Annotated in this window: 7 protein-coding genes; 1 reads left to right on the top strand and 6 read right to left on the bottom strand. The window is 75.8% G+C overall.

Going from position 1 to position 17520, the window contains the following annotated elements; all coding sequences use genetic code 11:
• Window positions 1-10 precede the first annotated feature (10 nt).
• Window positions 11-1261 (top strand): cytochrome P450, encoded by a 1251-nt coding sequence (locus tag IRY44_RS09430; RefSeq protein WP_194800049.1) that lies wholly within the window; start codon window positions 11-13, stop codon window positions 1259-1261.
• Here IRY44_RS09430 and glyA read toward each other — a convergent pair.
• The 6 genes from glyA to IRY44_RS09400 are packed head-to-tail and all read right to left on the bottom strand — an operon-like array spanning window position 1246 to window position 17500.
• Window positions 1246-2637: a serine hydroxymethyltransferase gene (glyA, locus tag IRY44_RS09425; protein ID WP_194800048.1), complete on the bottom strand. Its 1392-nt coding sequence runs from the start codon at window positions 2635-2637 to the stop codon at window positions 1246-1248. The genes IRY44_RS09430 and glyA overlap by 16 nt on opposite strands.
• Entirely contained in the window at window positions 2595-3350 is a 756-nt protein-coding gene (locus IRY44_RS09420) for a thioesterase II family protein (RefSeq protein ID WP_194800047.1), read from the bottom strand. The genes glyA and IRY44_RS09420 overlap by 43 nt, the downstream gene beginning before the upstream one ends.
• Window positions 3347-4438: a Gfo/Idh/MocA family oxidoreductase gene (locus IRY44_RS09415; protein ID WP_194800046.1), complete on the bottom strand. Its 1092-nt coding sequence runs from the start codon at window positions 4436-4438 to the stop codon at window positions 3347-3349. Before IRY44_RS09415 ends, IRY44_RS09420 begins: the two co-directional genes overlap by 4 nt.
• On the bottom strand, window positions 4435-5580 hold the full coding sequence (locus IRY44_RS31235) for a saccharopine dehydrogenase NADP-binding domain-containing protein (RefSeq protein WP_194800045.1): 1146 nt from the start codon (window positions 5578-5580) through the stop codon (window positions 4435-4437). Before IRY44_RS31235 ends, IRY44_RS09415 begins: the two co-directional genes overlap by 4 nt.
• Window positions 5577-10928: a non-ribosomal peptide synthetase gene (locus IRY44_RS09405; protein ID WP_194800044.1), complete on the bottom strand. Its 5352-nt coding sequence runs from the start codon at window positions 10926-10928 to the stop codon at window positions 5577-5579. The genes IRY44_RS31235 and IRY44_RS09405 overlap by 4 nt, the downstream gene beginning before the upstream one ends.
• Complete coding sequence (locus IRY44_RS09400) at window positions 10925-17500, bottom strand: non-ribosomal peptide synthetase (RefSeq protein WP_194800043.1); 6576 nt, start codon at window positions 17498-17500, stop codon at window positions 10925-10927. Before IRY44_RS09400 ends, IRY44_RS09405 begins: the two co-directional genes overlap by 4 nt.
• Window positions 17501-17520: the final 20 nt, after the last annotated feature.

The following is a 17520-nucleotide window of genomic DNA, read 5'->3' as shown; positions in this document are numbered from 1 at the left end:
GAGGCCACCGATGACCACCTCCTCCCCGCCCGGAATCGCGGCGGACTTCCTCGCCACCGTCACCGGCGCCGCGTACGCCGACGACCCGTACCCGTTCCTGCGCCGGCTGCGCGACGAGGCGCCCGCGGTACGCACCAACGCGGGCATCTGGCTGGTGTCCCGGTACGACGACGTCCGCGCCGGGCTGCGCGACCCGCGACTGAGCTGCGACCTGGGCCGGCTCACCGCGTACGACGAGTACTTCCGTACCCGGGGCATCGACACCCGGTTCCCGCTGCCGCTCAACGCGCTCGACGCGCCGGACCATCCGCGCATCCGCTCGGCGATGAGTCACGAGTTCGTGCCGCAGGCGGTGGACGCCATGCGCCCGGCGATCGACGCGGCCGTCGCCGAGGTGGTGGGCGCGCTGCCGGACCGGGGCGAGATCGACCTCGTCGCCGACGTCGCGTACCCGGTGCCGATCGCGGTGATCGGACGCCTGTTCGGGCTGCCCCGGGCGGACTGGCCGCTGCTGGAGCGGTGGTCCCGCGCGTTCGGCGCCGCCTCCGACCCGGACGCGCTGCTCAGCGACGCGCAGCGGGACGCGGCGGCCGAGGCGACGCGGGAGGCGGGCGACTACTTCGGCCGGCTGCTGACCCGCCGCCGGCGCGAGCCGACCGGCGACCTGATGAGCAGGTGGCTGGCCGCGCAGCGCGCCGAGCGGACGATGACGCTCGCCGAGCTGCTGGTGAACGGCGTCTTCCTGCTCATCGTCGGGCACCACAACACGGTGAGCCTGATCGGCAACGGGATGCTGGCGCTGCTGCGGCACCCGGAGCAGCTCGACCGGCTCAGCGCCGACCCGGCGCTGACGACGGGCGCGGTGGACGAGCTGCTGCGCTACGACAGCCCGGTGCAGACCGCGACCCGGGTCACCACCGGGGAGCACCGGGTCGGCGACGTCACGATCCCGGCCGGGCAGCCGGTGATGCTGCTCGTCGGCTCCGCCAACCGGGACGAGCGGGCTTTCCCCGACCCGGACCGGCTCGACGTGGAGCGGCCCGGCGCGAACCGCAACCTCGGCCTCGGGCGGGGCGCGCACGCCTGCGTGGGCGGCTACCTGGCGCGGATGGAGACGGCCGCGACGCTCACCGCGCTGCTGCGCGCCCGGCCGGGGCTGGCGCTCGCCGGTGCGCCGCGCCGGGCGGTGCCGAGCTTCAGCCTGCGGGCGCTGACCGCGCTGCCGCTGCGCGTCGACCGGGCGCCTCACTCCTCCCGGTAGCCGCGCGACGCGACCTCGGCGACCAGGTCCGGCAGTACGGCCAGGGACGGGCAGCGCGCCTGGTCGCCGGTCTCGGCCAGCTCCGCCACGGCACCGGCGACGGCCGCCACGACAGTGGTCACCAGGTCGTCGCCGACGTCCCGGAACGCCAGGTCGTTGGTGCCGAACCGCAGACCGCTGGTCTGCCCGACCGGTCGCGGGTCGTCCGGCACCGGATTGCGGTTGGCGAGCACACCGTGCGCCTCCAGCACGTCGCAGACGTACCGGCCGGACACCGGGGCGTGCCGCAGGTCGACGAGCACCATGTGGGTGTCGGTGCCGCCGGTGAGCACCGGTACGCCCCGGCCGGCGAGGGCGTCGGCGAGCTGCCCGGCGTAGCGCACCACCCGGCCCATCGCGGCGGCGAACGCCGGCCGGGCCGCGTGGCGCAGCGCGACCGCCTTGCCGGCGATGGCACCGAAGTCGGGCGTGCCCTGGAAGCCGGGGAACACCGCCCGGTCCAGGTCGGCGGCGCGGATCCGGGACCGGGCGCCGAGCAGGGCCAGCCCGCCCCGGGGGCCGCGCAACTGCTTGTACGTGGACGTGGTCACCACGTCGCAGTGGTCGAACGGCGACGGGTGCAACCCGGTGGCGACCAGGCCGCTCACGTGGCTGACGTCGGCCATCAGCAGCGCGCCGGTCTCGTCGGCGGCGCGGCGGAACGCGGCGAAGTCGACCGCCCGGGGGCAGGCCGAGCCGCCGCAGATGAGCAGCCGGGGCCGGATCTCGCGGACCAGCGCGGCCACCTCGTCGGTGTCCACCAGTCCGTCCGGGCCGACCCGGTAGTGCCGGGCCCGCACCCGGCGGGAGACGCTCGCCGCGCCGGAGACGTGCGACAGGTGCCCGCCGTGGCTCAGTTCCAGCGACAGCACTGTGTCGTCCGGCCCGAGCAGCCCGTAGAGCACGGCCAGGTTCGCCGCCGAGCCGGACGCCGGCTGCACGTTCGCGTGCGCGGCGCCGAACAGCAGTTCGGCGCGGGCCCGGGCGAGCCGTTCCACCGCGTCGACGGTCTCGGCGCCGGAGTGGTAGCGCTGACCCGGGTACCCCTCGGCGGTGACGGCGCCGAAGCCCAGCGCACCGGCGGCCAGCACGGCCGGCAGCGTCGGGCTGGCCGCGGCGACCAGGTTGAGCTGCCGGCACCGCCGCTCCCGCTGCCGGTGGGCGAGTGCCACGAGCGCCGGGTCGGCGGCGGCCAGCCGGGCGAACCCCTCGCCCCCGGCGGCGGCGACGGCGGACAGCGCCGCGATCCGGTCGGTCGTGCCGGTGTCCGGCGCGCCGGTGAGCGCCTCGCTGGTCACGGCGTCGACGGCCAGGCCGCGGCGGCCGGCAACGACCACGCGGTACGCAGCACCTCGGCGATCAGCGCGCCCCGCTGCGGCACCAGGTAGAAGTGGTCGCCGGGGAACAGCCGGGCGGTGAACGTCCCGGTGGTCACCGACCGCCAGCCGTCCAGGGCGGCCGGGTCGACCTCCGGGTCGCGGTCGCCGGAGCAGGCCAGCACCGGGCAGGCCAGCAACGGCAGCGGCGCCGGCCGGTAGGTCTCGCTGAGCCGGTAGTCGGCCCGCAGCACCGGCAGCAGCAGCGCCCGCAACTCGTCGCTGTCGAGCACCTCCTGCCGGGTGCCGCCGGAGCGGGCCACGTCCTGCCACAGCTCGTCGCCGCTCATCAGGTGCACCGAGCGGCCCGGGTCCACCGGCGCCTGCCGGCCGGACACGACGAGCAGCACCGGCGACGGCAGGCGGCGGGCGGTCTCGAACGCGACAGCCGCGCCGAGGCTGTGCCCGAACAGGACGGTGGGCGCCGGGTCGAGACCGGCGAGCGCGTGCGACACCTCGGCGGCGAGGCGGCACAGGTCGGTCGCGGGCGGTTCGGCGATGCGCTCCTCCCGGCCCGGGTACTGCACGGCCAGCAGTTCCACCCCGCCGGGCAGGTGCCCGGCCCACTGCCGGAAGCCGCTCGCCCCGCCACCGGCGTGCGGGAAGCAGACGAGCCGCGTGGCCGGCGCGGCGGGCGCGGCGTACCGCTGGAGGCAGCGGGTCAGCGGGGTCATGCCGCCTCCGGTCCCGCGGACAGGTGCCGAGCGGACAGCACCGTGGGGGTGTCCCGCCGGACCAGGTGCATCGGCCCGAGCAGATCGAGCACGTCCTGGGTGAGCCGGCCGAGCGTGAGATGGTACTGGCCTCTGGTCATCGGATCCTCGCCGTCGGTCACCGCGTCCCACAATCCCGTCAGGGCGGTCTGGACCGCCGCGGGCCACTGTCGTGTGAAGACCTCCGCGAACGTCGGCGCGGTCGCCGGACCGACCGGCTCCGCGACGCCGTAGCTCAGGTGCGCGTCGGCCATTTCGTCGAACCCGGCCAGCCCGTCCGTCGGCGGCAGGTGCGGCCGGGGGCACCACAGCACCGGCCCGTTGCTGCTGACCAGCGTCAGCGTTCCGCCCTCGGCGCCGACGGTGATCCGGTGCCACAGGTGGGCGTGGTTGTCCGGCTCGCGCGGGTCGAGGTGGTGCTGCACCCGCAGCGTGGCCGGCACGCCGCCGAGCACACCGGCGAGGCTGTGGAACGGCGCCTCGGCCGGCGGTACGCCGGGCGGCGTGACCGGCGGGGCGAACGTCCACGGACGCAGCCGGGGCAGCGCCTCGCCGAGCACGTCGAACAGGGTGTAGAGCACCTGCACGCTGGTGGCCGCGTCGACGAACAGCAGGTCCTGCCGGGCCGCGAGGTCGCGTACCGCGGCGATGAAGCGGCGTACCGCGGCCACGTGGACGTGGTGGCTGTTGAGCCGGTACCGCACCCCGGAGGCGCGGGCCTGGCGCAGGCACTCCGCCAGTTCCCCCGGGTGCACCGGGTGCTCCTGGAGGACGTGCACGCCCCGGCGCATCAGCTCGACCGCGAGCCGGGCGCCGGGCCCGCCGGTGGGCGCGGAACCGACCACCACGCAGGCCACGTCCACGTCGCCGGGCAGGTCCGCCACCCGGGTCCACAGCGGCACGCCGTAGCGCTCGGCGCAGGCCCGGGACCGCTCGCTGCCCCGGGCGAGCACGCCGGCCAGCTCGAACGGGAACGCCGGGTCGGCGACGCCGGCCAGGTAGACCCGGCCGAACCCGGTGCCGGCGACGACCACCCGGGGCCCTGTCACAACGCGCCCTCCTCGACCGCTGACGCCGCCTCGGCGGCGGGCACGTCGAACGTCTCGAACGCGGTGAGCGCGCCGGTGCGTAGCAGCGCCTCGACCAGCCGCTCCGGGTGCAGGCCCTCGGCCGCGAAGTGCGTCCCCGGCTTCACCAGCCCGTCCAGCACCTGCCGCGCGGCCAGCGCCAGGACCGTGCCGGTGAGCGCGGACGTGTCGGTCGAGCGGGCCAGCACGGTCCGGGTGACCGGGTCGCCCGCGGCGTCCGCGCCGGACAGTTCCAGCAGCATCAACTGGTACGGCCGGCGCGAGAACATGTCCAGGTCGGCGGCGCGGGCCAGTTCGGCGGCGGCCCGGGTGAGGTCGCTCTGCCCGGCCATCGCCCCCTGGAGGCGGCCCAGTGTGGCCATCATCGCGGCGCCGCCGTCGAAGACGGAGTTCCAGCGGACCTCGTCCAGGCCGAGTCCGGCACCGAGCCGGCGCGCCTCGTAGCCGAGGTACGGGTGCACGCCGACCGGGTTGGGGAAGAACGGCACCAGCGCGTCCACCTGTGGTTCGGCGGCGCGGGCGACCGGCCGGCCGCCGATCCACACGGCGCGCGACTCCCGCTCGCGGTCGTGCAGGCTGAGCAGGTAGTCGACCGCGCCGGCCGGGGTGAGCCGGTCCATCACGCCGAGGTGGGCGACCAGGCGCCGGGGCCGGGTCACGCCCCGCGCCGCCAGCCAGCGGGGCAGCAGCCCGCTGAGTCCCGGCATCATCCCGGCGGTGACGAGCGCGATCCGGCCCTGCGCGGCGAGGTCGCGCCCGGCGAGGCGGTCGTACAACGGCTCGTCCCCGCCGGCGTCCACGTAGTCCGCGCCGGCGGCCAGAGCGGCCACCGCCACCCGGTCGAGCACCTGGTGCGACGCGCCGCCCGCGCAGACCACGAGCCGGCAGCCGGCGCAGAAGCGGGCCAGCGAGTCCCTGTCGTACACGTCGACAGCGACCGCCTCCCCGGCGCCGCCGAGCCGGTCGCGGACCAGCGCCGCGGCCCGGTCGGGGTTCCGGCCGCCGACGCGCAGCGGGCCGACGCCGTCGCGGTGCAGCCGGGCGACCGCGGCGCTGCCCACCGCGCCGTACCCGCCGACCACGGCGACCGGGCCGGCGGTCACCGCGACCACCGCACGTCGACCGCGCCGAGGCACTGGTCGCGCCAGCGGGCCGGGATCGCCTCCGCCGCCGCCGGCCAGAGCCCACTGTCGAACGCGAGCACGAGCGTGACGTCCCCGGCGTACGGCTCGGCGCGGTGCCGGGCCGCCGCGTCGAGGCTGTGCCGGAACATCTCGTACCGCCGCTCGGTCTCGGCCCCGGTCAGCCCGGCCCGCGTGGCGATGGCGGCGAGCCGCTCGCCGGCCGGGCGTTCGGTCTGCCGCAGCAGCACGTCGGTCACGCCGGGGGCCTCCTGCCCGGCCGGCGGATAGGTGAGCCGGCCCGGCGGCAGCACGCCGCCACCGGCCGCCTCGACGGCACGTGCCAGGTCCGCCTCGGCGGGCAGCCCGACGTCCGGCGGCGCCACGCCGAGGGCCCTGGCGAAGGCGTACTCGACGAGCAGGTCGTCGCGCAGGTCCGGGGTGAACGGCTCGGTGACGACGGCGACCAGCCGGCTGATCTCGCCGCCCTGCTCCAGCCGGCGCCGGGCCACCTCGACCGCGAGCAGGGCGCCGAAGTTCCGCCCGGCCAGCGCGAGCGGCGCGGTCCCGGCCAGCACGTCGGCGCAGGCGGAGGCGTGCCAGTCGACGAGCACCGCCGGGTCCAGGCCGAGGTACGTCTGCGGCGCGGCCACCACCAGGCCGGACCCGGCGGCGGCGAGGTCACCGGCGACCGGAGGGAGCCCGCCGGTGCCGTCGTGCACGAGCACGTCCGGCCCCGGACCGTCGAGGCCGACCAGTGTCACCGGCCCGTCCGGCCCGGTCTCGTCCCCGGACCGGGATTCGGTGGCGGAACCGGCGCCGAGACCGGCCGCGAGTTCGGCGAGCGTGCACCCCTCCAGCAGGTCGCGCAGCATCTGGTCGAAGAAGGCGTCGGCGGCCGCCGGCACCGACTCGCGGATCCGGGCGACGAGCTGCGCCGCCAGCAGCGAGTCGCCGCCGAGCTGGAAGATGGTGTGGTCGCGGCCGACGGTGGGCACGCCCAGCACCTCCGCCCACGCCTTCGCCAGCGCGATCTCGACCTCGCCGGACGGCTCCGCCGACACCGGCGCGGCTCCGCCCAGCTCCGGTGCCCGCAGCAGCGCCGGCAGGGCGGCCCGGTCGACCTTGCCGTTGCCGGTCAGCGGCAGCGCGTCGACCACCCCGATCGTGCCCGGCACCATGTAGCCGGGCAGCCGCTCGCCCAGGTGCGCGGTGATCTCGGCCGGGGTGACCGGCACCCGGTCGGCCTTGAACCGCACCGCGAACACGTGCATGCCGATCCGGTCCAGCGCCTCGTCCTCGTCGGACAGGCACACCACAGTGGAGGCACCGGCCTCGGTGAGCAGAGCCTGCCACTGCGGCCGGGAGATGAACGTCTCGTCCTGTCCGGCCCGTACGTCCTCGAAGTCGCCGGCGGTGGCGTCGAACAGGAACTCCATCGAGGTGAGGATCTGGTAGTTGTCCCGGGTCGTCTCGATGAAGACCAGCCAGCCGCCGGGGCGCAGCATCTCCCTGAACCGTGCCAGCGCCCGGCCGGCGTGGCGGGCGTAGTGCAGCACGTTGGCGCAGAGGATCACGTCGAACGCGTTGGACTCCAGGCCCTGCGCCCGGTAGTCGGCGTTCAGGTCGTAGATGCCGTAGCCGACCCAGGGGTATGCGGCGAAGCGTTCCTGCGCGGCGTTGAGGAAGAAGGTGGAGACGTCGGTGAACAGGTAGCGCACCGGGTGCGCGGCGAGCGCCGGGATCAGGTCGATGCTGGTGCCGCCCACCCCGGCACCCACCTCCAGCACCTGCATCGGCCGCCCGGCCGGGAAGTCGGCGGCGAGCGTGCACATCGCCTCCACGACCAGCCGGTTGACCGTGTCGCTGAGGAAGTTGCCCTGGTAGGCCGACTCCTGGATGTCCAGCCGCCCCTCGGGGAACAGCAACTGGATCGGGTCGGCGTCGTCGCGCAGCAGCTCGGGGAGCCGGGTGGTGGCCGCGCGGAAGTACTCGACGAGTTCGGGCCGGTGCCCGCCACCGGGCAGCAGTTCGTCGACCCGCGCCCAGGCCGCCGCCACGTCGTCGGCGGTCACCGCCGGTACGCCGGTGAGCCGGTCGCCGTCGCGGCGCATCATGCCGCCCGCGATTAGGCCCTTCACCCAGCGCCGGACCAGGCGGTGGTGCTTCGGGGCGACGCGGGCGGCGTCGAGCACCTCCGGCAGCGTGTGTGCCGACCCGGCGGTACGGAACAGGCCGGCGCCGCGCAACGTGGTCACCATCGCCAGCAGCGCGGTGCGGTCCAGTTCGCGGGCGAACGCGACTGCCGCGTCGGCGTCCATCTCCCGGCGTACCTCGGCGAGCCGGCGCCGGGCGCCGTCGAGGAGCCGGGCGGTGTCGCGGACGGCGGCCTCCCGGTCCGGCTCCCGGTGTGCGGTCTCGACCACGGCGGCGAGGCGCCGGTCCAGCGGCGGCTCCCCCTCCACGAACGCGACGGCGGCACCGACCGCCGGGTGCGACTGCATCGCCGCCTCGACCTCGGCCAGTTCGATCCGGTGGCCGCGGATCTTGACCTGGTCGTCCTCCCGGCCGAGGAACTCGATGACGCCGTCGGGCCGGTAGCGGCCGAGGTCGCCGGTGCGGTACCGGCGCTCGCCGCCGGGCTCGTGCACGCTGAACCGGCGGGCGGTCTGCTCCGGGTCGCCGAGGTAGCCGGCCGCGACGCCCACGCCGCCGATGTACAGCTCCCCCACCGTCCAGTCCGGGCAGTCACGTCCGGCCTCGTCGAGCACGTGGAACGTCTGGTTGGTCAGCGGCGTGCCGTACGGGATGCTGCGCCAGTGCGGCGGGACCGCCTCGATCGGGTGGTGGATCGACCAGATCGACGCCTCCGTCGCGCCACCGAGACTGACCAGCCGCAGCCCGGGCAGCCGACCGCGGATCTGGTCCGGCAGGGTGACCGGGATCCAGTCGCCGCTGAGCAGTGCCAGCCGCAGCGACGGCAGGTCGACGCCGGCCTCCACGGTCAGGTAGTCGGCGAGCATCTGCATCTGCGCCGGGACGGAGTTCCACAGCGTGACGCTGTGCAGCAGCATCGTGTCGACCCAGTGCGACGGGTCGGCGCGCCGGTCGTGGTCGGGCAGCACCAGCGCGCCGCCGACGGCCAGCGGGCCGAACAGGTCGTACACGGACAGGTCGAAGGCGAGGCTGGCCAGGGCCAGCACCCGGTCGTCCGGCCCGACGCCGAAGCGGGCGTTGACGTCCTCGACGGTGTTTACCGCGCCCCGGTGGTCGATCATCACGCCCTTGGGCGTGCCGGTCGAGCCGGAGGTGTAGATGACGTAGGCCAGGTCCGCCGGGCCGGCGGCGGGCGTCAGTAGCCGCTCGTCGGGGTCGACCGGGTCCAGCCGCTCGACCAGGATCGGGGCGTCGAGCCCGTCGGCGGTGGCGGCGGTGGCCAGCACGTGCCGCGCCCCGGCACCGGACAGCAGCGCGTCGCGGCGCGCCCGGGGGCTGCGGGTGTCGATCGGCAGGTAGACGCCGCCGGCCAGCAGCGCGCCGAGCGCCGCGACCGGCTGCTCCCAGCCGGTGTGCATGACGATGGCGACGATGTCGCCGGGCGCGCAGCCGCGCTCGCGCAGCGCCGCCGCCACCGCGCCGGCCCGGCCGAGCAGTTCGCCGTACGTCAGCGTGCGCTCCCCGGACAGCACCGCCGGGCGGTCCGGGGTGCGCCGGCACTGCTCGACCACGCCGCTGTGCAGCAGCCGCCCGGACAGCGGCGCCGCGGTGTCGTTGACCTCGGCGCGGCGGCGGCGCTGCCGTTCCGGCAGGTCCACAGGGGACGGCTGCGACCAGGGCGGCGCGTCGCCGGCCAGCCGCCGTACCAGGTCGCCGAACGCGGCGAACATGTCCTCCGCGACACCGTCCGGGAACACCCCCTGCCGGACGTCCCAGTGCAGTTCGAGGCCGTCGCCGCGTTCCAGCGCCTGGCAGTCGATCCACACCTGCGGGGTCTGGCTGATGCCGTAGCCGGTCTCCCCCGCCTCCGGCCCGGGCGCTGTGGTGTCGCCGAGACCGAGCGCGCTGGTGAACACGACGGGCATGAGCGCGGCGTCGGCGCCCCGGCGGCGGGCCAGCTCCCGCAGCACGGTGACGCCGCCGACCAGCCGGTGGTCGAGGTCCTGCCAGAGCCGGCGTTGCAGGGCGCCACCGCGTTCGGCGAGCGTGGTCCCCTCGGCGCCGTCGACCTCCAGCAGCACGGCGGAGGTGAAGTCGCCGACCAGCCGATCCACCTGCGGGTGCAACGGCAGCCGGTTGAGCATCGTCAGGTTCAGCACGAACCGTCGCCGCCGGCTCCACCTGCCGATCACCTCGGCGTACGCGGTGAGGACCGCCGCGGTCGGGCTGAGCCCGTGCGCGGCGGCGGCCTCGCGCAGCGCGGCGTACCCGGCGCCGTCGAGACGCAGCTCGTGGCGCCGGAACCGGACCGGGTCGCCGGCGGACTGGTCACCGAGGACCGGCAGGTCCGGCGCGGCCGGCAGGCTGTCGATCCGGTCGAACCAGTACGCCTGGTCCCGCTCGTAGCGGCGGGTGCCGCGCAGCCGCCGTTCGGCGGCCAGGTAGTCACGGAACGTGACGTCGAGCGGCGGCCGGACCACGTCCGGATCGGTGTAGTGCTCCTGGAACTCGGTGAGCAGCAGCTGGATGCTGACGAAGTCGGCGATCAGGAAGTCGATCGAGACGTGCAGCAGCGCGCCGTCGTCGGCGCGGGTCACCGCCAGGTCGAACAGCGGCCACTCGTGCGGTTCGTAGACCCGGTGGTCCATGTCGGCCCGCACGGCCGCGACGTGCGCCTCGACCTCCTCGGCGGGACGCCCGCGCAGGTCGGTGGCGGCGACCCGGACCGGCGGTACCTCGGCCAGGACGCGCTGCGAGCCGTTCGCGTCGATCACCGCCCGCAGCATGTCGTGCCGGTCCACCAGCGCCTGCCAGGCGTCGCGTACCCGCTCCGGGTCCAGGTCGCGCAGCCGCACCTCGCCGTAGGCGTGACAGCCGACCCCGCCGTACGCGAACACGGTGCGCCGGCCCATCAGGTACGCGGCCTGGATGTCGGTGAGCGGGAACGGCTCGTGGCGGGCCTCCGGTTCGGGCTCGATGCGTCCCGACTCGGCCTCGGCGAGGTACGCGAGCAGCTCGGGTTTGGCGGCGAGCAGCCGGGCCCGCCGTTCCTCGGTCAGCACGCCCTGGGGCGCGCGGAAACGCAGCCGGGCGTCCTCGGCCCACAGCCGGACGCCGGCGGCTTCCAGCTCGGCCAGGATCGCGGCGGCGTCGGCACGCAGCGCTGCGGTCACAGCACACCCTCCTCGACGGCGAGTTCCACGGTGGACTGGGCGGCGACGAGGGCGGCCTGCTCGGCGACCGTCGGCGCGGTGAGCAGTTGACGCAGCGACAGCTCGACCCCGAACCGGGCCCGGGACGCGGCCACCAGCCGGGTGGCGAGCAGGCTGTTGCCGCCGAGCGCGAAGAAGCTCTCCCGGCGGCCGGTGACGGGCTGGCCGAGCAGGTCGGTCCAGAGCTGCGCCACCGCCTCCTCGACCGGGTCGCTGATCCGTTCCCCGCCGGTGTGGTCGGGCCGGTCGACGATCGCCTCGACGCGTGCCCGGTCGACCTTGCCGTTGGCGGTCAGCGGCAGCTCGGCGAGGTGTTCGACGCGGGCCGGCACCATGTGCTCGGGCAGCCGGCGGGCCAGGTGCGCGCGCAGGTCGCCGGGATCGACGCCGCCGGGTGCGACCACCGCCGCGAGCAGCCGGCGCTGCCGTCCCCCGGGAGCCACGGCCACCGCCCGGGTCACCGCCGGGTGGCTCTCCAGGGCCGCCTCGACCTCGCCCAGTTCGACCCGATGGCCGCGGATCTTCACCTGGTGGTCGGCGCGGCCGAGGAACTCCAGCGTTCCGTCCGGCCAGTAGCGGCCCAGGTCGCCGGTGCGATACCAGCGGCCGCCGTCGTGGCGGACGAAACGCTGGGCGGTGCGGCGTTCGTCGCCGTGGTAGCCGAGCGCGACGCCCGCCCCGCCGATCCACAGCTCACCCGGCACCCAGTCGGGGCGGTCCGCGCCAGCCGGGTCGGCGACCCGGTAGCGCTGGCCGCGCAGCGGGAAGCCGTACGGGACCGACGTCCACTCCGGGGGCACCTCGGTCACCTCGAACGCGTTCGACCAGATGGCCGCCTCGGTGGCGCCGCCGAGGGCGATCAGCCGGCAGCCGGAGGTCACCGCGTCGAGGCGCCGCCGCAGGTCCAGCCCGACCCAGTCGCCGGAGACCAGGGCCAGACGCAGCGGCAGCGGCGGCCGGTCGCCCGACATGGTGAGCAGCATGTCCAGCAGCGCCGGGGCCGAGTTCCAGACCGTGACCCGGTGGGTGTCGGCCAGGCGCAGCCAGGCGGCCGGGTCGGCGCGCTCGTCCTCGGCGGTGAGCACCACGGTCCCGCCGGCCGCGAGGGCGCCGAACAGGTCGTAGACGGACAGGTCGAAGTCGAGGGCGCTGACCGCCAGCACCCGGTCGCCGGGGCCGACGCCGAAGCGCGTGCTGATGTCGTCGACAGTGTTCCAGGCGGCGCCGTGCGCGGTCACCACACCCTTGGGCTCGCCGGTGGAGCCGGAGGTGAAGATGACGTACGCGGGCTGGTCGGGCGTGACGGTGACCGGTTCGGCGAGCTCGGCGGCGGCCAGCGCCCGCGCCATCGGCAGTGCGGTCACGCCGTCGGGCACCGCCGACGCGGTGAGCGCGACCCGGATCCCGGCGCCCCGATGGATCCGCTCCCGGCGCAGCTCGGGCTGGTCGGCGGCGACCGGGACGTACGCGGCACCGGCGTGCAGGACGCCGAGCACCGCGGCGACCTGGTCCGGTCCCCGGGGCAGCGACACGGCCACGTTGTCGCCGGGCCGCACGCCGGTGGCGACGAGCGCACCGGCGACGCGGCGGGCCCGCCGGGCGAGTTCGCCGTAGCTCAGCGACTCACCGTCGCCCCAGGCCAGTGCGGTACGGCCGGGGTCGTCGCGGGCGACGGCGGCGAACCCGGCGTGCAGCAGCCGGTCGGTGACCGGTGCGCCGGTGTCGTTGACCCGGGCCCGCACCTGCGCCTGCCCGGCCGGCAGCGGCACCGGCGCGGGCCGGTCCCAGCCGGCGGTGGCGAGGTGGCGCAGCAACCCGCGGTACGCGTCGAACATCGCGTCGAGCACGCCCGGCGCGAACAGCTCCTCGACCGCGTCCCAGTTGAACAGCAGCCCGCCCTCGTGCTCGGTGACCTGGTGGTCGAGCCACACCTGCGGGGTCTGGGACAGGCCGGTGACGTACCGGCCGAACGGTGTGGTCAGGCCGAACGGGCGATCGGTGGCGGCGCTGACGCCGATGGTGCTGGTGAACACCACAGGCATGGCGACCTCCGCCGAGCCGGTGTGCCGGGCCAGTTCCTGCAGGACCGCGATGCCGGAGAAGGAGCTGTGCTCGATGTCGGCCCAGACGCGGCCCTGGAGCCGGCGGACGGCGGCGGCGAAGCTCTCCCCCGGTTCGGGCGTGTTCGCGACCAGCAGCAGCGAGGTGAAGTCACCGACGATGCGGGAGATGTCGGGGTGGGTGGCGAGCCGGTCGAACAGCGTGAGGTTCAGCGTGAAGTCCGGCGTGGCGCTCCACCTCCCGAGGACGGCCGCGAACGCGGCGGCGACCACGGTGGACGGGGTCACGCCGTGCTCGGCGGCCCGCGCGACCAGGCGCGACCACGCCTGGTCGTTCAGGCGTCCCTCCCGCCGGGTGAAGCGGGGACGGTCGATCTGGCGGGGATCGCGGGCCAGCGGGAGCCGCGGGCCGGGCGGCAGGTGCGGCAGCCGTTCGACCCAGTAGCGCCGGGCGGCCTCGCGGCGCTGCGGATCGGGGTCCCCGGCCACCACGCAGTCCCGGAAGGTGATCCCCAGTTCGGGCAGTGCGGCCGCCGGGTCGGCGTACAGCTCGGCCAGATCGGCCAGCACGATCATGATGCTGAGCGCGTCGAGGACCAGGAAGTCGAGGCTGAGGCCGATGCGGGTGCGATCCGCCGAGCGGACCGCGCGGACCGCGAACATCGGCCAGGCGGCCGGGTCGTGCACCAGGTGGGCGAGGTCGTCGCGCATCCGCTCGACCGCGACCGGGTACGCGTCACCGCCGGCGTCGGTGACCGTGATCCGGTAGCGCGGCACCTCGGGCAGCACCCGCTGCCGGGCGTCGTCGTCGAAGACGGCGCGCAGCATGTCGTGCCGGGCGACGACCCGGTTGAACGCCTCCTCGAACCGCTCCAGGTCGACCTGCTCGCCCTCGAACTCCCAGTACCAGTGCGAGCCGACGCCGCCGAGGGTGAACTCGGGACGCCGGCCCAGCCAGTAGGCGCGCTGGACCTCGGTGGCGTCGAACGGGTCGTACCGTCGCTCGGGGTGGGCCTCGACCGGCACGGCAGTGGCGGGCGCGGCCGGGGCGACCGGCGCGGACGCCTCGCCGAGCCGGTCCACGAACGCCCGGAGCGTCGGCGCGGCGAACAGCGTGGACAGGCGCGCGCCCGGGAATCCGGCCGCCCGCACGGCGGTGACCAGGCGGGTGGCGAGCAGGCTGTTGCCGCCGAGGGCGAAGAAGCTGTCGTCGGGGCCGACGGCAGGCCGGCCGAGCAGGTCGGCCCAGACGGCCGCGACGGCGAGTTCGGCCGGGCCGGTCAGCCGGCCCGCCGCCTCGGGTGCGGGCCGGGCGTCGTCGCTGAACCGGGCGGCGAGCGCGGTCCGGTCGATCTTCGCGTTCGCGGTGAGCGGCAGCGCGTCCAGCACGTCGACGCGGTACGGCACCATGTACGGCGGCAGCCGCTCCCCGGCGTACGCCCGCAGCGTCTGCGCGTCGACCGGCCCGCCGGCCGCCGGGGTCACCGCGGCGACCAGCCGCGGCCCGGCCTCGCCGGGTACGGTCAGCGCGACCGCGTGGGCCACGCCCGGGTGCTCGCGCAGCGCCGCCTCCACGTCGCCGAGGTCGAGCCGGTGTCCCAGGATCTTCACCTGGCCGTCGAGGCGGCCGAGGAACTCCAGGCGCCCGTCGGGGTGGAAGCGGGCCAGGTCACCGGTGCGGTACCAGCGCTGCCCGTCCCGCTCGACGAACCGCGCGGCGGTGCGTTCCGGGTCGCCCCGGTAGCCCGGCCCGACGCCGACGCCGCCGAGCCACAGCTCGCCGGGCACGAGGTCGGGCCGGTCCCGGCCGAGCCCGTCGGCCACGCGGGTGAGCTGGTTACGCAGCGGTGCGCCGTACGGCACCGACCGCCAGTGCGCCGGCACCTCGGTCACCTCGTGCCAGGTGGAGTGGATGCCGACCTCGGTGGCGCCGCCGAGCGCGACCAGGCGGGCGCCGGGCGCCCGCGCGGTGAGCCGGTCGTACAGGTCGAGCCCCACCCAGTCGCCGCCGACGAGGGCCAGCCGCAACGGCAGGTCACCGGCCTGCTCCGCCGCCTCGCCCTCGGCCGCCACGAGCAGCATGTCCAGCAGCGCCGGTACCGACGTCCACACCGTGACGCGGTGGCGGCGGACCAGGTCGAGCCAGTGCTCGGCGTCGCGGCGGGCGGTGTCGTCGACGCAGACCAGCGCGCCGCCGGCGGTGAGGAACGCGAAGATGTCGTACACCGACCAGTCGTGGTCCAGCGCGGACAGCGCGAGCCCCCGGTCGTCCGGGCCGATGCCCCACCTGTCGCCGATGTCCTCGATGGTGTTCATCGCCGCCCGGTGCGTCATCTCCACGCACTTCGGGCCGCCCGTCGAGCCGGACGTGTGGATGACGTACGCCAGGTCGTCGGGCCCGGCCGGCCGGAGTTCGGCGAGCGGTGGCGCGTCGGTCGCCTCCTCGACGGCGAGCACCGGCAGTCCGTGGCTCCAGATCGGCTGGTCCCGGGTGGCCGTGTCGGTGAGCACGATCCGCACCCCGGCGGCCCGGTGGATCGCGACGCGGCGCACCGGTGGCAGGTCGACGCCGACCGGGGCGAAGACGCCGCCGGCGCACAGCACGCCGAGCACCGCCTCGATCTGCGCCGGTCCCTTCGGCAGGGTCACCGCGACGGTGTCGCCCGGATCCAGTCCGGCGGCGACGAGCCGGCCGGCGATCCGCCGGGCCCGCTCGGCGAGTTCGCCGTAGCGCACGACGGCCCCGGCGGCGAGCAGCGCGATCCGGTCCGGCTCGGCGGCGGCGTGCGCCAGGAACCCCTCGGTGAGGGTGGTCCGCCGCTGCGGGCCGGCGGTGTCGTTCAGCGCCGCCCGGCGGCGGGCGGCCGCCTGCGGCAGCAGGCTCGGCACCGGCTCGGTCCAGGCCCCCGCGTCGGTGACGATCCGGTCGAGCAGCCACAGATACGCGGCGAACATGTCGTCGAGCACGTCGGCGGGGATCAGGCCGTCGACGGCGTCCCAGTTGAGCAGCAGCCCGCCGTCGTCCTCGGTGACCTGGTGGTCCAGCCAGACCTGCGGGGCCTGGGAGATGTTCCAGCCGGCGTCGCCGAAGCAGTCGCGTACCTTGCGGCTGAACAGCTCGCCGAGGCCGAGCGCGCTGGTGAACACCACCGGCGCGAGCGCCTGCGCGCCGCGTTCGGCGGAGAGCGCACGCAGCACCTCCAGGCCGGAGAAGTCGCTGTGCAGGGCGTCGGCGCGGACGCGGTCCTGCAGCCGGCGGCAGGCGTCGAGGAACGTGCCCTCCCCGGTGTGCACGGCCACGATCAGCAGGTTGGTGAAGTCGCCGACCAGGTGCGCCACGTCCGGGTGCAGCGGATCCCGGTCGAACAGCGGCACGTTGAGCAGGAAGTCGGGCTCGGCGCTCCACGCGGACAGCACCTCGGTGAAGGCGGCGGCGAACACCATCGACGACGTGACGCCGTGCGTCCGGGCCCGCGCGTCGAGGCGTTCGCGCCAGGCCGCGTCGAGGCGGTGGAAGCGCCGGACCACGCGGTGGACCGCCAGGCGCTCGGGCGCGGTCGCCAGCGGCACCTGCGGCGCGGCCGGCATCTCCGGCAGGCGTTCGCGCCAGTACGCGACGGCCGCCTCCCGTCCCCGGGCCGGTGCGGCGCGGCGCTCGGCGAGGTACCGGCGGTAGCTGTAGCGGATCGGCGGCAGCGCGGCGTCCGGGTCGGCGTACAGCTCGGCCAGGTCGTTGAGGATGATCCGGAAGCTCAGCGCGTCCGCGACGATCATGTCGATGTTGAGGTGCAGCCGGCTGGCGCCGCCGGGCAGGACCGAGACGGCCAGGTCGAAGACCTCGCCCCGGGCGATGTCGAAGCGCCGGTGCGAGAGGCGGTCGCGGATCTCCGCCAGCCGCGCGGTGACCGCCGGTCCGTCGAGGTCGCGCAGGTCGTGGACGGTGGCGCCGGACCACGGCGAGGAGTCGGCGACCCGCTGCCGGCCGTCGTCGAGGATCGTCACGCGCAGCATGTCGTGGCGGGCGATGAGCGCCCGGGTGGCCGCGTCGAGCCGGGCGGTGTCGATCGCGGCGCCGTCGAACTCGGCGTAGAAGTGGGTGGCCACGCCGCCCAGCACGAGCTGTTCGTGCCGGCCGACCCAGTAGGCGTACTGCATCGGGGCGAGGTCGAACGGCTCTCCGGGGGCGTCCGCCGGGGCACCGGACGCGGCGGGAGCGGCGGTGGCGGGAGCGGGCGCCTGTCGTGCGGTGAGCAGGTCCATCCAGCCCGCGAGCGTCGGCCGTTCCATGAGTTCGGCGTACTTGACGTCCACTCCGGCCGCCCGCCACCGGCTGGCCAGCCGCATCACCTTCAGCGAGTCGAGGCCGCAGGCGATGAGGTCGCCGTCCGAGGCGTCGAGCGCGTCGGTGTCGCCGACCGCGGCGCCGATGTCGGCGCGGACGCGGTCGAGCGTCAGCTCGTGCTGCGTATCCATTTGTCCCCAATCCCACCGGT

Source organism: Micromonospora sp. ANENR4, assembly GCF_015354395.1.
GTDB classification, from domain to species: domain Bacteria; phylum Actinomycetota; class Actinomycetes; order Mycobacteriales; family Micromonosporaceae; genus Micromonospora; species Micromonospora aurantiaca.
Note: the sequence above shows the minus strand (reverse complement) of the source record. Positions and strands in the feature narration are given on the sequence as shown.